The following is an 18,988-nucleotide window of genomic DNA, read 5'->3' as shown; positions in this document are numbered from 1 at the left end:
GTCAAAAAGGGGATATGCCGCTTAATTAATAATTAACGCCGAGTTAAATGTAGTTACTTTCGGTAAATTATCAACACAATATATAAATTGTCTTTCTATCGGGATCTATCGAGCGGGCTTAATTTCAGGGCGAAACGATGGGGCTCTTTTTCACAAGAATTTGGAAAACAACGTCATAAACAACAATAACTTTCCTTTATTTTTTGCGTACAAACATATCAAGAAACAATGCCCGTACAGAGGCAGCCACGAAACGAATTAGGGCCAATTAGAGTTTAAATAAATTAGATTTGCTAAATGTTTATTAAAGAAAGTCGTCTGTTGTTGATACGCATTTTTGGAAACAGAAGGTTAAATAAATTAAATGATTAATCAAAAATTAATTTTTTTTCCGAAACTTGGTTTGATTCAATAAATATTCAGTAGTTTTATTATAATTGTGAGGCCCCGATATAAGAACGATTTAAACTAAACCTAAAATGAAGACCAGACAACACCATTTTTTAAACAATGCATGGAAGGATTTCCCATCAGCATTAAACCCTGATCTGTGCCAATTGGTTTTGGTATTTGGTGCACCCGAAGTTATAACAAAGCCAGAAATATATGCCCATTTAAAGGCTACTTACCCTAAAGCTGATGTTGTTTTCTCGTCGACTGCGGGCGAAATAATTAACGATTCCGTTTACGATAACAGTGCTGTTGTAACAGCCATACAATTTGAAAAAACAAAAGTTAAATGTGTAAAAACAAACATCAGTAAACACAGCAACAGTTTTGAAACAGGTAACTTCCTTATGAAACAACTGGCAGGTGAAGACCTGAATTGCATATTCGCGATATCGGACGGTGCTTTTATAAACGGCAGCGAACTGGTTGATGGCTTTAACAACGATAATCCACACAATGTGCCTGTTACCGGTGGGTTAGCGGGCGACGCCGCGAGGTTTGAAAAAACATTTACCAGCCTAAACGAAGTTCCATCGCAAGGCAATGTGATTGCTGTTGGTTTTTATGGTAAGGACCTGGCTATTGGCCATGGTTCGTTTGGCGGATGGGACGAATTTGGACACGAGCGTGTGATTACCAAGTCGGACAAAAACGTATTATACGAAATAGATGATAAAAACGCCCTGGACCTTTACAAACAATATTTAGGCGACTATGTGGACGAACTACCTGGATCGGCCCTGTTGTTCCCGCTATCTATCCGCATAAACGGATCGGACAAAAACCTGGTGCGTACTATATTAAGTTTGAGCGAGGACGAAAAATCGATGACTTTTGCCGGCAACCTGCCCGAAGGAAGCAAGGTAAGGCTGATGAAAGCAAATTTCGACAAACTGATAGAAGCTTCGGCGACAGCCGCGGAAAGTTCGTTTAAAAGCATTAAAGACCATGACCCCGATTTGGCCATATTAATCAGTTGTGTTGGTCGTAAATTGATATTGCAAGACAGGACCGATGAAGAAGTTGAAGCGGCAAAAGAGGTTTTAGGTAAAAATACGGCTATTACCGGTTTTTACTCATATGGCGAAATATCGCCGTTTAACCAAAGCAGCCAATGCGAACTGCACAACCAAACCATGACCATTACAACGTTTACCGAACTATAATTAAGGTATGGAGTTTCACCCTATTTTAGGCAAGCAGATAAAAAAACAATTACCCGAAGGGTATTTGGATGATCCTGCTATTCAAGAGTTTTTGGAGAGCATCAGCAACTCTTACCATACTTTTGAGAAAGCCAAAAAAATATCTGAACATGCTTTTACTATTAGCGAACGCGAGTATCAGGAGGTTTATAACAACCTTTATAAAGAAAACGAAATAAAACAACAGTCGATATCGGAGATAAAAAAAGCAATCAGTTCGCTTTCGCCCGATTCGATAATGGACATGAACGGCTCGAACGAGAACGACCTAATCCATATTATCCAGTTTTTGCAGAAACAGATCAGCAAGGCAAAGGAGTTGGAAACACAACTCATCGAATCGAAAGAAATAGCCGAGCGGGCTGCCATGACCAAATCGCAGTTCCTGTCGACCATGAGCCACGAGATACGGACACCGATGAACGCGGTAATTGGTTTTACGCACCTGCTACTTCAAATGGAGCCCCGGCCCGAGCAAATGGAGTACCTGCGCTTGTTAAAATTTTCGGCCGAAAACCTGTTGGTACTGATCAACGACATTTTGGATTTCAGCAAAATTGAAGCCGGTAAGGTGGAATTTGAAGAAGCAGATTTCAGCATCAAAGACCTGGTAAGCAATATCAGGTTAGCACTTTTGCAAAAGGCCAGCGAAAAAGACATCCAATTAAAGTTACTGATTGACCATGACCTACCTGATGTAGTAAAAGGCGACCCTGTTAGGCTTGGACAGATATTGACCAACCTGATTAGCAATGCCGTAAAATTTACCAAAGAGGGCAAGGTTACCATTGTGGCATCGCTCAACAAAAAGCTGGAAGGTTATACACTGATAGATTTTGAAGTATCGGACACCGGAATAGGCATAGCACCGGAAAAAATAGACCATATATTTGAAAGCTTTACGCAGGCCGCCGCCGATACTACCCGTAAGTTTGGTGGCACCGGTTTAGGGCTTACTATCACCAAGAAATTGCTCGAACTGATGGGTAGCGAAATCAAGGTGAAGAGCGAATTGGGCAAGGGCTCTGTTTTTTATTTTACCTTGAAAATAAAGAACAGCCCGATGAAGTTTATGAGCAACAACCCAAGCAACCAATTGCGTGTTGAAACCAAAAGCTTAAAAGGTGTTAAACTGCTGATAGCCGAAGACAACCAGATAAACGTAATATTGGCCAAACAATACATGAAGCTTTGGGATGTGGAATGCGACGTTGCCGAAAACGGTGAGATAGCGCTCACCCTTGTACAAACCAACGACTACGATATGGTACTGATGGACCTACAAATGCCCGAACTGGATGGCTACCAAACCACCGTTGCCATACGCAAACTGGCCGGTCAAAAGTATCAGGACCTGCCCATTATTGCTCTTACCGCATCGGCCATGCTGGACATCAAAGACCAGGCCTTTGTTGTGGGCATGAACGATTATATCAGCAAACCGTTTAACCCCGACGAGCTTTATCGTAAGATAGCCGCTTATGCGCAAGTGGGGGCTTAATAAGCTTAATAGATTTTTTACTGCCGTGTCTGGTTCCTTTAAAGTAAACTAAACCCCTGCCTTAATGGTTTGCTTTTTGCGTTTGATGAAAGGTTTCTCGATGAATATCCACGAAAGGTAGCCTAATACATAGGCAGCCGCGATAACCATTGCAAGGTTAATGTTTGGCTGCCATTTCATTTGTACAATAATGGTTAACAGCAGGCCGTGGTAAATGTAGATGCCGTACGAGATATCGTTACCGCGGAGCAGCTTTTTGGCCGTTTGGGGTAAAGTATAGGCCATGGATATCGCTGTAAAACCTAAAATGATATTTTTGGCAAATGCAAAAGCGATAGTGTTAAAATAGTCGCCGAGGGGCAGCAGACATATCAACAGGTAGCCGACCAACCAGTATAGCGCCTTACCATAAATAAACTTTGACTGAAAAATGCGCAGGCGCTGGAATATTACGCCCAGCAAAAACATATAAAAGTGTGGCAAAAAGGAGTATTGTAACAGCTTATTGACTACGTGGCCAAAATTATCGAGCTGATAAATAAAATAGATGGCCGAGAACACGATAAAAAGGACGGAAAACCAATAATTGGTTAACTTTTTTGGTGCGAAGAGATAGCAGAGCGGTAATACTAAGTAAAATTGCAGCTCGACGGGGATGGTCCATAAACTGCCGTTGTACGAGCCAAATCCGTAATTATTTAAGAAACCAGGCGTATATATAATGCCGGCCAACTGCGCGGGCAGCCAGGCCATAGCCTGTTTGTTTATAAAGCTGATGCCAGTTAGTGATATGGCTATTAACGTGACAAATATAACACCCCACAAACCGGGATAGATACGAAGGATACGGTTACGGATGTAATTACTAAATTGACTATTACGTTCGAACGACGCGGAAATCAAATAACCACTTATCACAAAGAAAATGGTAACACCCGGGAACGAAAACATGATATCGATAAGCCGGTGATTGCCGGCGTGGCTGATATGGTCGTAGTAATGGCCGCATATAACTTCGGTGGCTGCCAGTAACCTTAACAAGTCGAAATTATTTACTTTAAAGTCTTTTTGTAGTTCCATCAATAATTGAGCAGCAATTTAGGAAAATTATCGCAAGGGTCTGATTTTTATTTAATTTTTAAAATGCGACCCTCAAAATCACAAAATGACAATAATAGTACTCACTTTTTATGTTTCCCATAAAATTATTTGGCATACCCCATTTTTTTAGCAAACATTATAGATTTTGGTCAAAAATCGGTAATTGACAGGCTTTTGGCAGTTTTTTTTCAGCCAAAATGTCTTAAAATTATCAAATGTCATGTTTTATGACAAATTGTCGTAAAATAATTTTAAAATAGTTAAGCGGAAATATTTCAGCTTTATTGAGCTTGCCGATTAGCCGGAAGATCAAAATGCCCGAGCGATATTTTTCTAAGATGAGATGTTTAGCCTGTTAACTTTTTTATAAAAAGCACAATGTCCGTTTTTAATCCCAATTTGATTTTTTTTTGATATTGAACCTGATTTTTACCTAAAAAAAGGTGTTTTTCTGTTTTTTGATCTTTTTTTTTGACCAAAAAAGTTAAAATGAATAGAAAAATTTGAAAAATGCCTCATTTTTTATCCTATTTTAAAAATTCAGGCAATTTTAAAAATCGCCAATTATTGCCAAAACCAGGCTTTTGGCAACCGTATTTTTAGTGGCATGTTTTTAGCGCACCCCCTCTCGAGAATGCGTGTCATCAACCTATCAAGTGAAGATGACAAGGGTTCAAAAAAATTAGAATTAAAAGAATTTAAAACAATTAAAAATTAAAACCATGACAACTGTATTAGAATTTGTAGTGTTATTTGCTGTTATTATTTTACCTCTGTTTGTTACACCTAAGAGGGAGCACACTCACAAAGCAATGGAAAACTAATAAATTATTAGCTTCATAATAAAGGCGGTTACCTGTTTGGTGTCCGCCTTTTTTTGTGTCGGTTTTTTTGCCATTAAGCTGCATTTAAGGCACCACGCAAATTAAGTAGTGGCATTCTATTTTTATATGATACCTTTGTAGGATAGCATGGAAGAAAGACAATATTTAACCACCTGGAAAAAATACATCCCCGTTATTCGTTTGCATTTGAAAAAAAGCCTGAACGAAGACCAAAGTTTTAAATTGAACATTACCGATTTTGAATCGGCGGGCGACCGCGGAAAGTCGGGCTACTCGTTCAATATCGCTATGGAAAACGGCAGGGTAACCAATAACATCAGCGGTTCGGCAGTGGCGCGCGACCTTTACGAAGCCTTAAAGGGCGATGAGGCCATCAAAACCATGTTGCAGGACAAACAAGTGAAAATAAGCGTTGGCAAAACCTTTATCCTGACTATAAAGACTACCCACGTATCGGCTTACGTATAAGGTATACCGATAAAAACGGCCCTGAAATATTTAGGGCTATTTTACCATCAGCTTTTGCTCGGCCGGGTTCGTTATCAAATACAAGCCATCTTTAATCAGCTTTCGCAATTCGGGCTGTTGTACCATTTTGGTTTGCAGCGCCTGCCGGATGTTTTCTGCTGTGCCTGAGTATTGTTCCTCTTGTTCGAGAATCTCCAATATTTCGAGAGCGCAAAGCCAGTCGTTGGGGTAATCGGTTTTTAAGCGTTGCCATATCAAAGGCAATATATCTACATCACGCTGTGTTTGGCGGCAATTACGCACTTGCCAATATAAATGGTGCAGGGCGACAGTTGCGACATCAAGTTTAGCGTGATGCGTTTTTGTTTTTGGCACATAAACCGAATCTTCATAGGCATCTTTATCAGCAGCGCCGCTAAATACTGACACGATACTTTCGCCAACGGCCATATCGTATACTCCCCAACTCGGGTCGAACAAGAGTTCGCCATTTTTCCCGGTAACGGTACATTTTTCGAATGTGATAATGATAGGTTTAACGCCTTGCACATGGATATTCCTAACCATACCGTTTACCACAATACCCGAATCAAATTCAAGCTTCGCCTCCTGGCCTTCGGTTATGCCTATTTTTTCGAGACCTGGCAAACTAAAATTTTCTAAGGGTTTATTATGTCCTCTCAGCTTGCCAACAGGCGAGCTAAAACCATCTTTGTGGAAGTTTTTGCCATGCCCGGGCAACTGCTTGTTGCCATAGCATAATATGGTGGGCCCGGTGGTTTTGACCATGCCGGGTTGAGTATCATTGGTATAAGCCGTATCAGTAAATACGCCGGATACCTGCAAGCCTGAGCTGTACACTATTGTACACGCGTTTTTGGAAGCTATAGCCTTTTTCAAACCATAACTGCCCCCTACCCTGAACGACATGGTATTGGCAAACTCTTCGAGTACGGTGATGAGGTTTTGGAAACTTTCGGTAACGAAGAGTTGCGGCTGCTGTTTGGTGATATCGTAGGGATAATTTACAGTGTACTTGTTGTACCAAAGTTTGGTAACCGCGGGATCCATACAGGTAGCGCTTTCGCCGATAGAGGATAGCAATCCGGCACCGTATATTTTGGGGTTTTCCAGCGTCCCGATAAGGCCATACTCCACCGTCCACCAGTGCAGGCGGCTTAACAGTGCCATTTCGGATGGCTCGCCCATGTTCTCCTGGCAGTAAGCCACCTGCTTTTCGGCTTTTTCAGTTGCTTTGGGATTGGCATCCGGCATTTCTTTGAGGATGGAAAGTGCGCGGATAGCCTCGTACAATTCATAATCCTGTGCAGAATACATGGCCTTTGCCCCTATCGAACCAAAATAACTCAGGTATTCGTGGTAATCCTTATCGGCAATGATGGGTGCATGGCCTGCAGACTCGTGAATGATATCGGGCGCCGGTGTGTACTCGATATGGGCAAGCGTACGGATATCAGCAGCTATTACCAATACACGATAAGCCTGGTATTCCATAAAGGCTGCTGGCGGGATAAAACCATCAACCGTTACCGCGCCCCAACCTATCTTACCCAAAGCATCGTTCATTTCTTGCAGGTTTGGTATTTTTTCGATGGTGAGGCCGGCTTTTTCGAGACCCGGGATATAAGGATAGTAGGCTATGTCTTTTAAATAACTATAGTTTTGCCGCATCACGTATCGCCAAACGGCATGATCGACCGGGGTATAGTGCTGATAATGCTGCGGCACGATGTATTGGCGCAGATGTTTGGGCAAGGCCGCCACCTGCGCGTTGTTAAAGTCGTTAAAATCGCTGTCGGACATAGTTGTATATCGTACTCGTTTAAAGATTCCCTCTCAACTCCTGCTCGTGTTCGATGGCTTCGAACAGTGCCTTAAAATTTCCCGCACCAAAAGATTTTGCCCCTTTGCGCTGAATAATCTCGAAAAACACGGTTGGCCTGTCTTCCACAGGTTTGGTGAATATCTGCAACAGGTATCCCTCATCATCACGGTCGACAAGGATGCCGAGTTGCTTTAAGGGCTCCAAATCTTCATCTATTTTACCAACACGCGTGGTTAACTCGTCGTAGTAGGTGGTTGGTACGGTTAAAAACTCTACGCCACGGTTTTGCAGCTCGGTAACGGTTTTTACAATATCGTGCGTGGCCAGGGCCAGATGCTGTACACCCTCGCCTTCGTAAAATTCGAGGTATTCTTCAATCTGGCTTTTCTTTTTGCCTTCGGCTGGTTCGTTTATCGGAAATTTAACGTAGCCGTTGCCGTTACTCATTACCTTGCTCATCAGCGCGGAGTACTCGGTGGATATCATTTTATCATCAAAGGTGAGGATATTGCGGAACCCCATCACTTCCTCATAAAAATTCACCCAATCATTCATTTTGTGCCAGCCTACATTGCCCACGCAATGGTCTACGTACAATAGGCCTGTGTCTGCAGGATTATAAGCAGATGTCGCGGCTTTGTATCCCGGCAGGAAAACGCCTGTATAGTTTTTGCGTTCGATGAAGAGGTGCGCGGTTTCGCCATAAAGGCAAATACCGCTTGTGCGCACCTCACCATACTCGTCGCGGATGGTTTGAGGTTGTTGGTATGGTGTGGCACCACGTTTAACGGTTTGCTCGAAAGCATCGTAAGCATCATCCACCCAAAGGGCCAGTACTTTTACGCCATCGCCATGTTTTTTTATGTGTTCGGCAATTGGGTGGTCGGAATGTAAGGGTGTGGTGAGCACTAAACGTATTTTGCCTTGTTGCAAAACGTATGAAGCACGGTCGCGTAAGCCTGTTTCGGGCCCGGCATAGGCCAGGGTTTGAAAGCCGAAGGCAGTTTTATAATAATGCGCCGCCTGTTTGGCGTTGCCTACATAAAACTCCACGTAGTCGGTACCGTTTAGGGGCAGGAAATCTGCCGTTGTTGTTTTATTTTGAAGAATTTGTGTTTCCATGGGTTGTGTTCCTTTTTGTCATTGCGAGGAGGAACGACGTAGCAATCGCTGAGACGGGTCGCGAACTGTACAGGGCGTTTACCTTTCTCTGAGATTGCTTCGTGCCTCGCAATGACATGATTTTTATTTTTTTAGTGACTCCAGCTTTTATAATAATTCTCGTCCTCTATTTTTATCGCATCTTCGGTTACCATTAGCGGATGGAAGGGGTCTATCATTACGGCCAGTTCTTCGGTGCGCTCCTTGCCTATCGACTTTTCGACCGTACCCGGGTGCGGACCATGCGGTATGCCACCGGGGTGCAGGGTAATTTGCCCTTTTACCACGCTTTTGCGGCTCATAAAATCGCCATCCACATAGTATAATACCTCGTCGCTATCCACATTGTTATGGTTGTATGGTGCGGGGATTGACTGCGGGTGGTAATCATATTTGCGCGGCACAAAGGAGCAGATAACAAAGTTATTGCCCTCGAAAGTTTGATGTACCGGTGGTGGTTGGTGTACGCGGCCGGTAATGGGCTCAAAATCGTGAATGGAGAAGGCCCAAGGGTAATGGAAGCCGTCCCAACCCACAAAATCGAAAGGATGCGTACCGTAGATGTACGGATATATTAAACCTTGCTTTTTGATGAGTATTTTGAAATCGCCATGCTTATCATGTGTTTGCAGGTTTTCGGGGCGACGGATATCGCGCTCGCAATAGGGCGAATGTTCCATGAGTTGCCCGTATGTGTTGCGATAACGTTTTGGCGAACGGATAGGGCTAAAGCTTTCGACAATGAACAGTCGGTTATCTTCGGTATCGAACTCCATTTGGTAAATTGTACCGCGGGGCACTACCAGGTAATCGCCATAGGCGAATTTGATGTCGCCAAATCCGGTCTTCAATGTTCCTGAGCCTACATGGATGAATATCACCTCGTCGGCTTGGGCATTTTTAAAGAAGTAATCCGTCATTGATTTGCGCGGCGCGGCCAGTGATATGTGCAGGTCCTGGTTTACCAGTACGGGTTTGCGGCTTTTTAGGTAATCGTCTTCGGGCTGGATGTTGAAGCCGATGAGACTGGTATGTTTGAGGTGTTTGGCCCGGGCTATTTTGGGCTCTACAGAGTAAGGTTCGCCCAGCTCTTTTACCAGGGTTGGCGGGTAGCAATGGTACACCAGCGAATACAGGCTGGAGAAACCCTCGGTGGAAACCAATTCTTCGGCATAGAGTTCGCCGTTCGGTTTTCGGAAAACGGTATGGCGCTTATGCGGGATATTTCCCAATGAATGATAAATAGGCATAATGGTTATAAAGGTTTGTATGAAAAATTGTCTGATTATTCTTCGACGGGCTCAGAATGACAAATACGGGGATGGCCTAAAGCAGGCTTAGCACGAATATTGGGCGAAGACAATCTTCGATAGCATAGCAAAGCGGAATGATGCTGCGACATCACTGGATATAACCCCTTGTTTATGGTATTGACAGATATTGGCGTTCATGCTAATTGGTTGAACAAATTTAAGCTATTAAAGTTTGGTTTGCAAGAGGGATTTTTTGATTATATCAGGATGTTTGAATGGGATTTTCTTGGTAATAATTTGCCGATGCGGGCAAAAAATGGTATATTGTATGGATTGTTGCCATAATGATGGAAGATGTAAAATGGAAGACGGAAGATGTGAAATTCAAAATCAAAAAAATCCGAAATAAAAATGAAACACCTATAAATACCCATAGTGATTAGCAAAGCGCATGGAGCTAAGCGCAAAGCGTTAAGAAGTAAAAGGTAATTTTTAGATTGTAACAAACACCCATAAATACCCATAATGATGGAAGACGGAAGATGTGAAATGGAAGATGTGAATTTAAAAATCGAATAGTACGAAACAAAAAATTCACAACACCCATAAATACCCATAATGATGGAAGATGTGAAATGGAATCCGGAAATCGACAAAAAATAAAAATTGCGAATTTGATAATTTGGGATGAAAAATGATTGTAAAAATACCCATATTTACCCATGTATTCCGGTGGTTTTAGGGCGGCGATTATCAAAGTCGTAAAAACCTAAAATCAGAGAATACCTTACGATTAACCAATAAACCGACCTCGATATGAAATTAGTTTCGTACAAAACTGAAGACCGTGAACACCTGGGTGTTTTTGTGAACGGGCACATCTACAACCTGAACAGCTGCAATAAGCTGATACCCGATAACATGAACGAATTTTTGCAGGGCGGCGAAGAAATTATGCTATTGGCCAAAAAGGTAGCGCACGATATTAACTATGATAAGTTAGCTGCTAAGGAAGAAATATTTTTTGAAATCATTGCACCTGTACCACACCCTTCATCGTGCAGGGATGGCTACGCGTTCCGTCAGCACGTAGCCGCCGCGCGCCGTAACCGCAGGGTGGAGATGATACCCCAGTTTGACGAATACCCCATTTTTTATTTTACCAACCATAACAGCATACAAGGGCCCGGCGAAATTGAGTGTATGCCCGACCATTTTGAGAAGCTTGATTTTGAATTGGAAGTAGCTGTTGTACTCAATAAAAAGGGTCGTAATATTAAGGCCGCCGATGCTGACGATTATATAGCAGGCTATATGATTATGAACGATATGAGTGCGCGAACCTTGCAAATGGAAGAAATGCTGCTAAACCTCGGCCCTGCGAAGGGAAAAGATTTTTCGACAGTGATTGGGCCTTGGCTGGTTACGCCGGATGAATTGGAGCCTTATAAAGTACCTGCCAAGTCGGGCCATACCGGCAATGCCTACGACCTGAGAATGAAATGCCGGGTGAACGGCATCGAGGTATCCGACGGTACGATGGCTGACATGGACTGGACTTTTGCCGAAATTATTGAACGCTGCTCGTACGGTTGCGATGTGTTGCCCGGCGATGTGATTGGTTCGGGCACGGTAGGCACGGGCTGCTTTTTGGAACTAAACGGCACCGGTTTGCTGCACGACCCGAATTACAAGACCCAATGGCTGCAGGACGAAGACATTATCGACATGGAAATTACCGGGTTGGGCATATTGAGCAATACCATCCGCAGGGCACATTCGGATTGGTCGATATTGGACCAAAAGAAGATCAAGGTATGCTGACGTTGAACGTTGCCGACCTCTCTTTACCTGACCGGCAAAACTATCTGCAACATGCCATTGTGCCGAGACCGATTTGTTTCGCTTCGACGGTTGACCGGGACGGGCACGTAAATTTAAGCCCCTTTAGTTTTTTCAACCTCTTCAGCACCAACCCGCCGATATGCGTATTCTCGCCGTCGCGAAGAGGGCGCGACAATACCACCAAGCATACGCTCGACAATATATTAGAGGTGCCGGAGTGTGTAATCAACCTGGTGAGTTATGATATGGTGCAGCAAACATCGCTGGCGAGCGTAGAGTACCCGAAGGGTGTGAACGAGTTTGTCAAAGCCGGCTTTACGGAACTGCCATCGCAACTGATAAAACCGCCGCGTGTGGCCGAAGCGCCCGTACAGTTTGAGTGCATTGTGAACAGGGTGATACCATTAGGCGATAAAGGTGGTGCAGGGAATTTGGTAATAGCCGAAATCAAGCTGATGCACATCAGCGAAAGCATATTGGATACGAACGGTAAAATTGACCAGTTGAAAACCGATTTTGTGGCCCGCATGGGCGGCGACTGGTATTGCCGGGCGAATAGAGAAAACCTGTTTAAGGTGCCTAAACCAAATACACAGATTGGTATTGGGATAGATGCGTTACCCGAAGCAATTCGCCATTCAAAGATATTGACCGGGAATGATTTGGGGCAGTTAGGCAACCTCACGTGCTTTCCCGACAAGGCTATTGTTGACGTTTATGTTAAAGAACACAAAAATCCTGTCGGTTTAACTGAAAGGGAATTACACATAGCGGCGCAAAGCATGATTGCCGGGGGAAAGCCTGATGAAGCGTTATTGCTTTTGTTGGCCGCTGATTTATAGTAGCGCTTGGGGCGTTTTCGAGGCGTCGGTATTATCGGCTACTTTTTTGATAATGTCGTCCAACTCCAATGTGGTTATTTTGATGTATTCGAACAACTGACTGTGCAACTCATTTTTAACATCTTCGTTTTCAATCAATTGCAGCAGGCCCAAAATAGTAGAGACCGGTCGGCGAAGCTCGTGAGAGTTAATATCGGCTATTTTTTTCAAACTCTCGTTTTGCTGGATGATTCGAAACTCTTGTTCTTTGAATGAGGTAATGTCCTGCAGGGCACCAACTATTCTTACCACTTTTTGGTCGGCGTTGCGTATCATATAACCGCGGTCCATTACATAGGCGTAAGTGCCGTCTGCTTTTAAATAGCGGTATTGCTCCTGCCAAAACTGCTTGGTAGGAGTTTTAATTGCATCGCGCAGGGTTTTTACTACCCGTTTTGTATCATCAGGGTGCACTCTGCTTTGCCATAACGAATAATTTTGACTCTTTTCGCGAGTAGCATCATCGGGGTACCCGAAAATAGTTTCGTAGTTTTCGCCCAAGTATAATTCGTTGGTTGCCATGTCCCAATCCCAAATGGCATCAAAAGTTGCTTTGGTAACATATCCAAAGCGCTCGTTAAGGATTTCTAATTCAGTATTTTGGTCGATGATAAACTGCTGCTGTTCAACTATGGATCGCGCTTTTTCTTCGGCTGATGATTTTTCGAGATTGTAGTTTTTACGGGCATAGCGCATGGCGAAATAAATAATGCCGATAGCAAATAGATAGCCAATGCCAATATCAACATACCTGGCGCGCAGGCTGATGAGCGGAACTATAAAAAAGCCTGAGTGGGCATACTGCATATAAAGCAATGCAGCCACAACTGCAAAATTGACAATCACGAGTAAACGTTGTTTGTGGGCAGGCGATATAGCAATAAGCAACAGTGCAAAAGTAGCCGCATAAACAAGCGATGGACCGTTGATACCCGAATTGATGAAAAAGTTTGCTATTAACAAGCAATTACCGGCAACGGTAAACAATAATACATTATTGCCGGCGTGCCGGCTAAAGCGAGCAATGTAAAACAGATATATATTAACCAATAAGAAGATAGCAGCCAGCAATGACCCCTCGGTTAAGCCAACATAATATTTAAACCAAATATTGTACGATAAGTTTAAGGCGGTAATGATGAGCACCGCATGATAGATGCGAAATTCGAGCGGAAACTCTTCGCGCTTGCCAATAAGTTTTAACCAGAGTTCGTAAAAAAGGTGAAACAGCTTCAAATTATTATCAATTAGGGAGTGTTGAAAATAGCTTCTCAAGTCTATAAATCTACAGAATATTTTCGTCGACCAGAAAAAGTAAACTATTTACTTCACCTATTTAGTAACACAACAATGAACATGTTCCCGAGGTGTTTGCTCGTAATTATCAATATTGGTAATAAACAAGTTACCGATACATTCCATATTATCTTTTTATATTTGATCTACCTATCACCTGTACTTTATTTAACAAAATTATGATTCCTAACCTATACGTTAAGCGGGTGTCTATTGTTGCTTTTTTTATTTTATTGAGCATTCCCATGGTATTCGGGCAAAATAAGCCGGAACCGGTTAAACTATCGTGGTTAAACACCCCTCCTGTAAAAGCTACGGGCGTAAGCTGGGGCGTACCCTGGCCGCAAGGTTCGGTAAAAAAGAATACCGACTATACATTGACCGGCGCAGATGGTAAAACCATTGCTATACAAACCTGGCCACTGGCTTATTGGCCAGATGGTTCGATAAAATGGACTGCCGTTGCCGCTGTAAGCGACTCATCGCTAAAGGGTGCGATGCTCACGGCTTCTACAGTAAAGGGGGTAAAGTCGATGGCGATACGGACGATGGTTACGGATGATGGGACCATTATCCACGTCAACACAGGGAGCTTGCTTTGTGATATCGCAAAAACAGGGAATGTATTAATACCGTCCATTAGTATTGACGGTAAAACGATAGCAGCTTCGGGACAATTGGAATGCATCCTGCAAAATAAGCCGGACGCAGATATCGACGCATCAGCTACAAAGCAAAAACTCATTAGCAAAATAAGCTCAGTAACCGTAGAGCAAAGCGGCCCCATACGTGCTGTCGTACGGATTGAGGGTAATTTCATTAATGGGCAGGGTAATGTGTCGCTATTCCCATTCATTGTGCGCTTATACTTTTACCAGGGAACACAAAGCATCCGCATGGTGCATACTATTATTTATAACGGCGACCAGCAAAAAGACTTCATCAAGGGTTTGGGCCTGACTTTTACCGTGCCTTTCAGGGAAGAATTGCAAAACCGCCATGTGCGCTTTTCGGGCGAAGGCGATGGCATCTGGGCCGAACCAGTACAACCGCTCAATGGGCGCAGGCCAAGCACATACTCGTATGACCAGGCTGCCGGTAAACCTATACCCAATGTAAAAGACGCGCCCGACCAAAAGATACTGTACGATAATATGGCCAGTTGGAACGATTACAAGCTGGTACAAGGCAGTGCCGATGGCTTCAACATACAAAAGCGAACCAATGGAGCCAGCAGTTATCTGGATGTCATCGGCGGAAAACGCGCCACAGGTTTAGCTTTTGTTGGCGATGTGAGCGGCGGGCTGGCTTTATCGTTGAAAAACTTTTGGCAATCATATCCTGCAGCCTTGGAAGTGAGGGATGCGCATACCCAAAAGGCCAAGATAAAGCTATGGATGTGGTCGCCATATAACGACGCCATGGACTTGCGCCACTACGATACTACCGCGCACGACCTGAACATCACTTACGAGGATGTACAGCCCGGCTTTAGCACGCCATATGGTGTTGGCCGTACCAGCGAAATAATGATAAACCCTTATGCCAGTATGCCCACCAATCAGCAATTGGCCGACAATGTTATCGAAACGAATAATACCACCTTGCTGGTCGCTACACCCCAATATTTACACCAAGTTGGCGCTTTAGGGATGTGGAGTTTGCCCGACCGAACGACCAAAGGCAAGGCGTGGATTGAAGACCAGTTGGATAAAGCCATCGCCTTTTATCAGCAGGAGATCGATCATCGTGAGTGGTATGGTTTTTGGAACTATGGCGATGTGATGCACTCATACGATGGCGCACGCCATGCCTGGAAATACGATATGGGCGGCTTTGCGTGGGACAATACCGAACTATCTACCGATATATGGCTTTGGTACAGTTACCTGCGTACCGGAAGAGCCGATATCTTCAAAATGGCTGAAGCGATGACCCGCCATACCAGCGAAGTAGATTGCTATCACTTAGGGCCAATGGCAGGTTTGGGTTCGCGCCATAATGTGAATCATTGGGGCGATGGGTCGAAAGAAGTACGCGAAAGCCAGGCATTGTTGCGCCGTTACTATTACTACCTCACTACCGACGAGCGCACAGGCGACATTATGCACCAAACCGCCATGAATGCCGATAGCGGCTTAGCTCATGTTGACCCGCTGCGCGAATTGTTGCCGAAAAGCCAATACCCAACTCATGCCCGTTTCGGACCAGACTGGACAGGCCTCGCAGGTAACTGGATGACTGAGTGGGAACGCACAGGCGATACCAAATGGAGGGACAAAATACTGGTAGGTGTTAACGATTATGCCAAGATGCCTTATGGCCTTTTCTCGGCCAAAGGCAAAGATGCCGGCATGGGTTACGACCCTAAAACCAACCACATGTACCAACTCGACCCGAAAGATATTGGCGCCCTAACCCTCGCCACCATGATGGGCGGCATGGAAATGTGCTGGGAGCTTACCCCCCTGTTGAACAATAAGGACTGGAACAGGCTTTACCTGCAATATACCTCGCTATATGGTGCGCCTGTGGAAGAAGTGAGAGCGGCATTTGGGCCTGACAAAGGGCAATTAGGGCAACCGCAAGGCGATTTTGCCCGCGAACCTGCATACGCCTATTATGTAACCAAAGACCCCAAATATGCGCAAAGGGCATGGGAGCAGTTTTTGCCTAATCAGCAGCCCGGATTTGGCCGCGGTGGTGGCGTTCCGGTAGCCGGCCGTGCCGGAGGAGTACCTGCCCGTATACCAGGCGCCGGGCGATTTGACTCCCAACCTTTGAATGGCCCGCTGGTGTTGAAGCCTTTGAACGAAATACGGAATGTATCCACCAACAGTACATCGCAATGGTGTCTCAATGCCATTGAGCTATTAGAATTGGCCGGGGATAAAATACCGGAGCACAACGTGGCTTGGGATAAGTAGTTTCATAGACTATGGTAAAATTGAAAAAGCTATTCATCCCTTTATTCTTCATCGTCAGCCACAGCTACGCCCAAACACCAGGCAAGCTAATTTATGCAGATGACTTCAGTAAACCACTCGACCCCAAAACCTGGATAGCCGAGATTGAACCTGCCGCAAATACGTCCGTTGTCTACACCAAAAACGAGTCCCTAATATTGGATACTAAAGGCGGTGTTACCGTATGGCTCAACAAGGTCTTGACGGGCAATATCCAAATAGAGTACGACCGAGTGGTTTTAGTGGATACCGGCAAAAATGACCGTCTATCGGACTTTAACCAATTTTGGATGGCTACCGACCCGCATAACCCCAACCTGTTTACCCGCAACGGCAAGTTTGAGGCTTACGATGACGTGAACCTGTACTACGTGGGCATGGGCGGCAATACCAACAAAACCACCCGCTTCCGCAAATACTTTAACGGCCAAAAGCCATTGATACAGGAGTACCTCGATAAGCCCCATATGCTCCAACCCAATAAAACCTACCACATCAAAATTGTGGTGAATAAAGGCGTAACCAGTTTTTGGGTGGACGGCGAACGTTACTTTACCTACACCGATCCAACACCGCTAACCTCGGGGTACTTTGGGTTCCGGTCGACATGGTCGAGACAATCTGTTACCAATTTCAAAGTATATCAATTGTAGCGGTCGGCATTTCTATCGAAGGGCTTGCCATTCCCACCCGTTTTTTCTTTCTTTGGCGCATGATCATCGTAGTACAATGTACCGACAAGGTTGGCCTGGTGGCTGCCATATCAGGTTTGCTTTCGCAGCAGGGGCTTAACATCGTTTCGCTGCGAGAGCATGTAGATACCACCGAAAACCTGTTCTTTATGCGCCTTGACGTTGCCGGAACCACCGATGATACCGCATTGGCCTCAAAACTGCAAAGCGTACTTCCTCCTGATGCCATCATCAACATCAACCCCACACCTGTAAAAAAGGTGGTGGTAATGGTAACCAAAGAGTACCATTGCCTGGCCGATATTTTGGTGCGCAACTATTTCTGCACTTTAGGCGCACAGGTGCAATGCGTTATCGGCAACCATGCCACCCTGCAAAACATCTGTGAGCGCTTTGATATCCCTTTCTTTTTGGTACCGCATCAGGATATAGCCAAACCGGCGTTTGAAAGCCTCATATCTACGCTCATCGCGCAGCATAACCCCGATTATATTGTGCTGGCCAAGTTTATGCGTATACTCAGTCCGGAGTTTGTGGCGCAATACCCGATGAAACTCATCAATATACACCATAGCTTTTTGCCGGCTTTCGCCGGCGCGAACCCCTACCGCCAAGCCTTTGAGCGCGGCGTAAAACTGATAGGCGCCACCGCCCATTTTGTTACCAATGAACTGGACGAAGGCCCTATCATCGCTCAACAAACCATCCCGGTTAACCACTCGCTAACCGCTGTCGATATGGTAAAAGCAGGTAAAGAAATTGAAACCGCCGTTTTAGCCAAGGCCTTGCGCCTGGTGTTTGAAGACAGGGTGTTTGTTTATCAGAATAAGACAGTGGTGTTTGAGTAAAAAGATGTGTTGGTCGGGTTTAGTTTAGACTCTTGTAAATCTCTTCTTTCAAGTCATCCAAGGTTTTTAATTTCTTTTTGGATTGAAAGAAACCAAGCCTTTTTAATTCAACTTTTCCAATTTTAGTCATCGAGTGATATTCGCCAATGGTATGATCTAAATGCAAAAATATTCCAACATCATAGTTCTTGTTACTCCTGTCATAGTTTTCAGTAAAAAAAACAACATCGTATTTTAGATCGGTCGTCTGTTCCCATTCTAAAAAAATACTATTCCTTTTTAGAACCAAGCCGTTTACTGGTATAAGTTTCATTGGGGCCGGTTGTCTGAATTTCAATATTTCCCAATTTGGAAAATCTACTGTATCGTCCACCAAACTTTCAACAAAAGGTATACCTTTTGCTATCCCATCACAGCTTATGATCAAAACATAACCGCCAACTCCATTCATTGTGATCTCTGGGATCAATAAATCACTATATTCCTGGAGCTTATCGGTAAGTGCTTCATAAATAGCATAGTCACGAGGCTCTTCAGATATAAATTTTTCTAAAACCTTTCTATTGTCGCCAAACCAAGCCCAAAATTCTTCTTTAGTCATAAACGACAGCGGTTGATTTTCCTACTTTT

15 protein-coding genes are annotated in these 18,988 nt (G+C 44.2%); 9 read left to right on the top strand and 6 right to left on the bottom strand.

Going from position 1 to position 18,988, the window contains the following annotated elements; genetic code table 11:
- Nucleotides 1-479 precede the first annotated feature (479 nt).
- Entirely contained in the window at nucleotides 480-1,616 is a 1,137-nt protein-coding gene (locus QZX97_RS06555) for an FIST N-terminal domain-containing protein (RefSeq protein WP_295655579.1), read from the top strand.
- Nucleotides 1,617-1,623: 7 nt separating this feature from the next.
- A complete protein-coding gene (locus QZX97_RS06550) occupies nucleotides 1,624-3,156 on the top strand; it encodes an ATP-binding protein (protein WP_295655577.1) in 1,533 nt (510 codons plus the stop codon).
- A gap of 48 nt (nucleotides 3,157-3,204) precedes the next feature.
- Here the strand turns inward: QZX97_RS06550 and QZX97_RS06545 are convergent, their stop codons facing one another.
- A complete protein-coding gene (locus QZX97_RS06545) occupies nucleotides 3,205-4,236 on the bottom strand; it encodes an acyltransferase (RefSeq protein ID WP_295655575.1) in 1,032 nt (343 codons plus the stop codon).
- A 992-nt stretch (nucleotides 4,237-5,228) separates the two neighbouring features.
- On the opposite strand from QZX97_RS06545, the gene QZX97_RS06540 reads away from it, so the two are divergent.
- On the top strand, nucleotides 5,229-5,570 hold the full coding sequence (locus tag QZX97_RS06540) for a hypothetical protein (RefSeq protein WP_295655573.1): 342 nt from the start codon (nucleotides 5,229-5,231) through the stop codon (nucleotides 5,568-5,570).
- 36 nt (nucleotides 5,571-5,606) lie between these two features.
- On the opposite strand, the gene QZX97_RS06535 is transcribed toward QZX97_RS06540, so the two are convergent.
- The 3 genes from QZX97_RS06535 to QZX97_RS06525 all read right to left on the bottom strand — a co-directional run bounded on the left by QZX97_RS06535 (nucleotide 5,607) and on the right by QZX97_RS06525 (nucleotide 9,827).
- Nucleotides 5,607-7,394 carry an aromatic amino acid hydroxylase gene (locus QZX97_RS06535; protein WP_295655572.1) on the bottom strand — a complete coding sequence of 596 codons (1,788 nt, stop codon included), beginning with the start codon at nucleotides 7,392-7,394 and terminating at the stop codon, nucleotides 5,607-5,609.
- A 19-nt stretch (nucleotides 7,395-7,413) separates the two neighbouring features.
- Nucleotides 7,414-8,538: a 4-hydroxyphenylpyruvate dioxygenase gene (hppD, locus tag QZX97_RS06530; RefSeq protein WP_295655570.1), complete on the bottom strand. Its 1,125-nt coding sequence runs from the start codon at nucleotides 8,536-8,538 to the stop codon at nucleotides 7,414-7,416.
- A gap of 131 nt (nucleotides 8,539-8,669) precedes the next feature.
- Entirely contained in the window at nucleotides 8,670-9,827 is a 1,158-nt protein-coding gene (locus QZX97_RS06525) for a homogentisate 1,2-dioxygenase (protein WP_295655568.1), read from the bottom strand.
- A gap of 174 nt (nucleotides 9,828-10,001) precedes the next feature.
- Here QZX97_RS06525 and QZX97_RS06520 point away from each other — a divergent pair, with 174 nt between their 5' ends.
- The 3 genes from QZX97_RS06520 to QZX97_RS06510 all read left to right on the top strand — a co-directional run bounded on the left by QZX97_RS06520 (nucleotide 10,002) and on the right by QZX97_RS06510 (nucleotide 12,517).
- Complete coding sequence (locus QZX97_RS06520; RefSeq protein ID WP_295664475.1) at nucleotides 10,002-10,175, top strand: hypothetical protein; 174 nt, start codon at nucleotides 10,002-10,004, stop codon at nucleotides 10,173-10,175.
- Nucleotides 10,176-10,646: 471 nt separating this feature from the next.
- A complete protein-coding gene (locus QZX97_RS06515; protein WP_295655566.1) occupies nucleotides 10,647-11,654 on the top strand; it encodes a fumarylacetoacetate hydrolase family protein in 1,008 nt (335 codons plus the stop codon).
- Nucleotides 11,648-12,517 (top strand): flavin reductase family protein, encoded by an 870-nt coding sequence (locus QZX97_RS06510; protein ID WP_295655564.1) that lies wholly within the window; start codon nucleotides 11,648-11,650, stop codon nucleotides 12,515-12,517. Before QZX97_RS06515 ends, QZX97_RS06510 begins: the two co-directional genes overlap by 7 nt.
- Here QZX97_RS06510 and QZX97_RS06505 read toward each other — a convergent pair.
- Complete coding sequence (locus tag QZX97_RS06505; RefSeq protein ID WP_295655562.1) at nucleotides 12,512-13,792, bottom strand: PAS domain-containing protein; 1,281 nt, start codon at nucleotides 13,790-13,792, stop codon at nucleotides 12,512-12,514. The two genes, QZX97_RS06510 and QZX97_RS06505, sit on opposite strands and share 6 nt — an antisense overlap.
- A gap of 239 nt (nucleotides 13,793-14,031) precedes the next feature.
- Between QZX97_RS06505 and QZX97_RS06500 the strand changes: the two genes are divergently transcribed.
- The 3 genes from QZX97_RS06500 to purU are packed head-to-tail and all read left to right on the top strand — an operon-like array spanning nucleotide 14,032 to nucleotide 18,358.
- A complete protein-coding gene (locus tag QZX97_RS06500; RefSeq protein WP_295655560.1) occupies nucleotides 14,032-16,779 on the top strand; it encodes a hypothetical protein in 2,748 nt (915 codons plus the stop codon).
- A gap of 11 nt (nucleotides 16,780-16,790) precedes the next feature.
- Nucleotides 16,791-17,471 carry a DUF6250 domain-containing protein gene (locus QZX97_RS06495; RefSeq protein ID WP_295655559.1) on the top strand — a complete coding sequence of 227 codons (681 nt, stop codon included), beginning with the start codon at nucleotides 16,791-16,793 and terminating at the stop codon, nucleotides 17,469-17,471.
- Between the two features lie 59 nt (nucleotides 17,472-17,530).
- A complete protein-coding gene (gene purU, locus QZX97_RS06490; RefSeq protein ID WP_295655557.1) occupies nucleotides 17,531-18,358 on the top strand; it encodes a formyltetrahydrofolate deformylase in 828 nt (275 codons plus the stop codon).
- A 19-nt stretch (nucleotides 18,359-18,377) separates the two neighbouring features.
- Here the strand turns inward: purU and QZX97_RS06485 are convergent, their stop codons facing one another.
- Nucleotides 18,378-18,959 carry a hypothetical protein gene (locus QZX97_RS06485; protein ID WP_295655555.1) on the bottom strand — a complete coding sequence of 194 codons (582 nt, stop codon included), beginning with the start codon at nucleotides 18,957-18,959 and terminating at the stop codon, nucleotides 18,378-18,380.
- Between the last annotated feature and the right edge of the window lie 29 nt (nucleotides 18,960-18,988).

Origin of the sequence: uncultured Mucilaginibacter sp., from assembly GCF_903893715.1 — a bacterium.
Lineage (GTDB): Bacteria > Bacteroidota > Bacteroidia > Sphingobacteriales > Sphingobacteriaceae > Mucilaginibacter.
The sequence above is the reverse complement of the archived record's forward strand: the minus strand, read 5'-3'. Positions and strand labels throughout refer to the sequence as shown.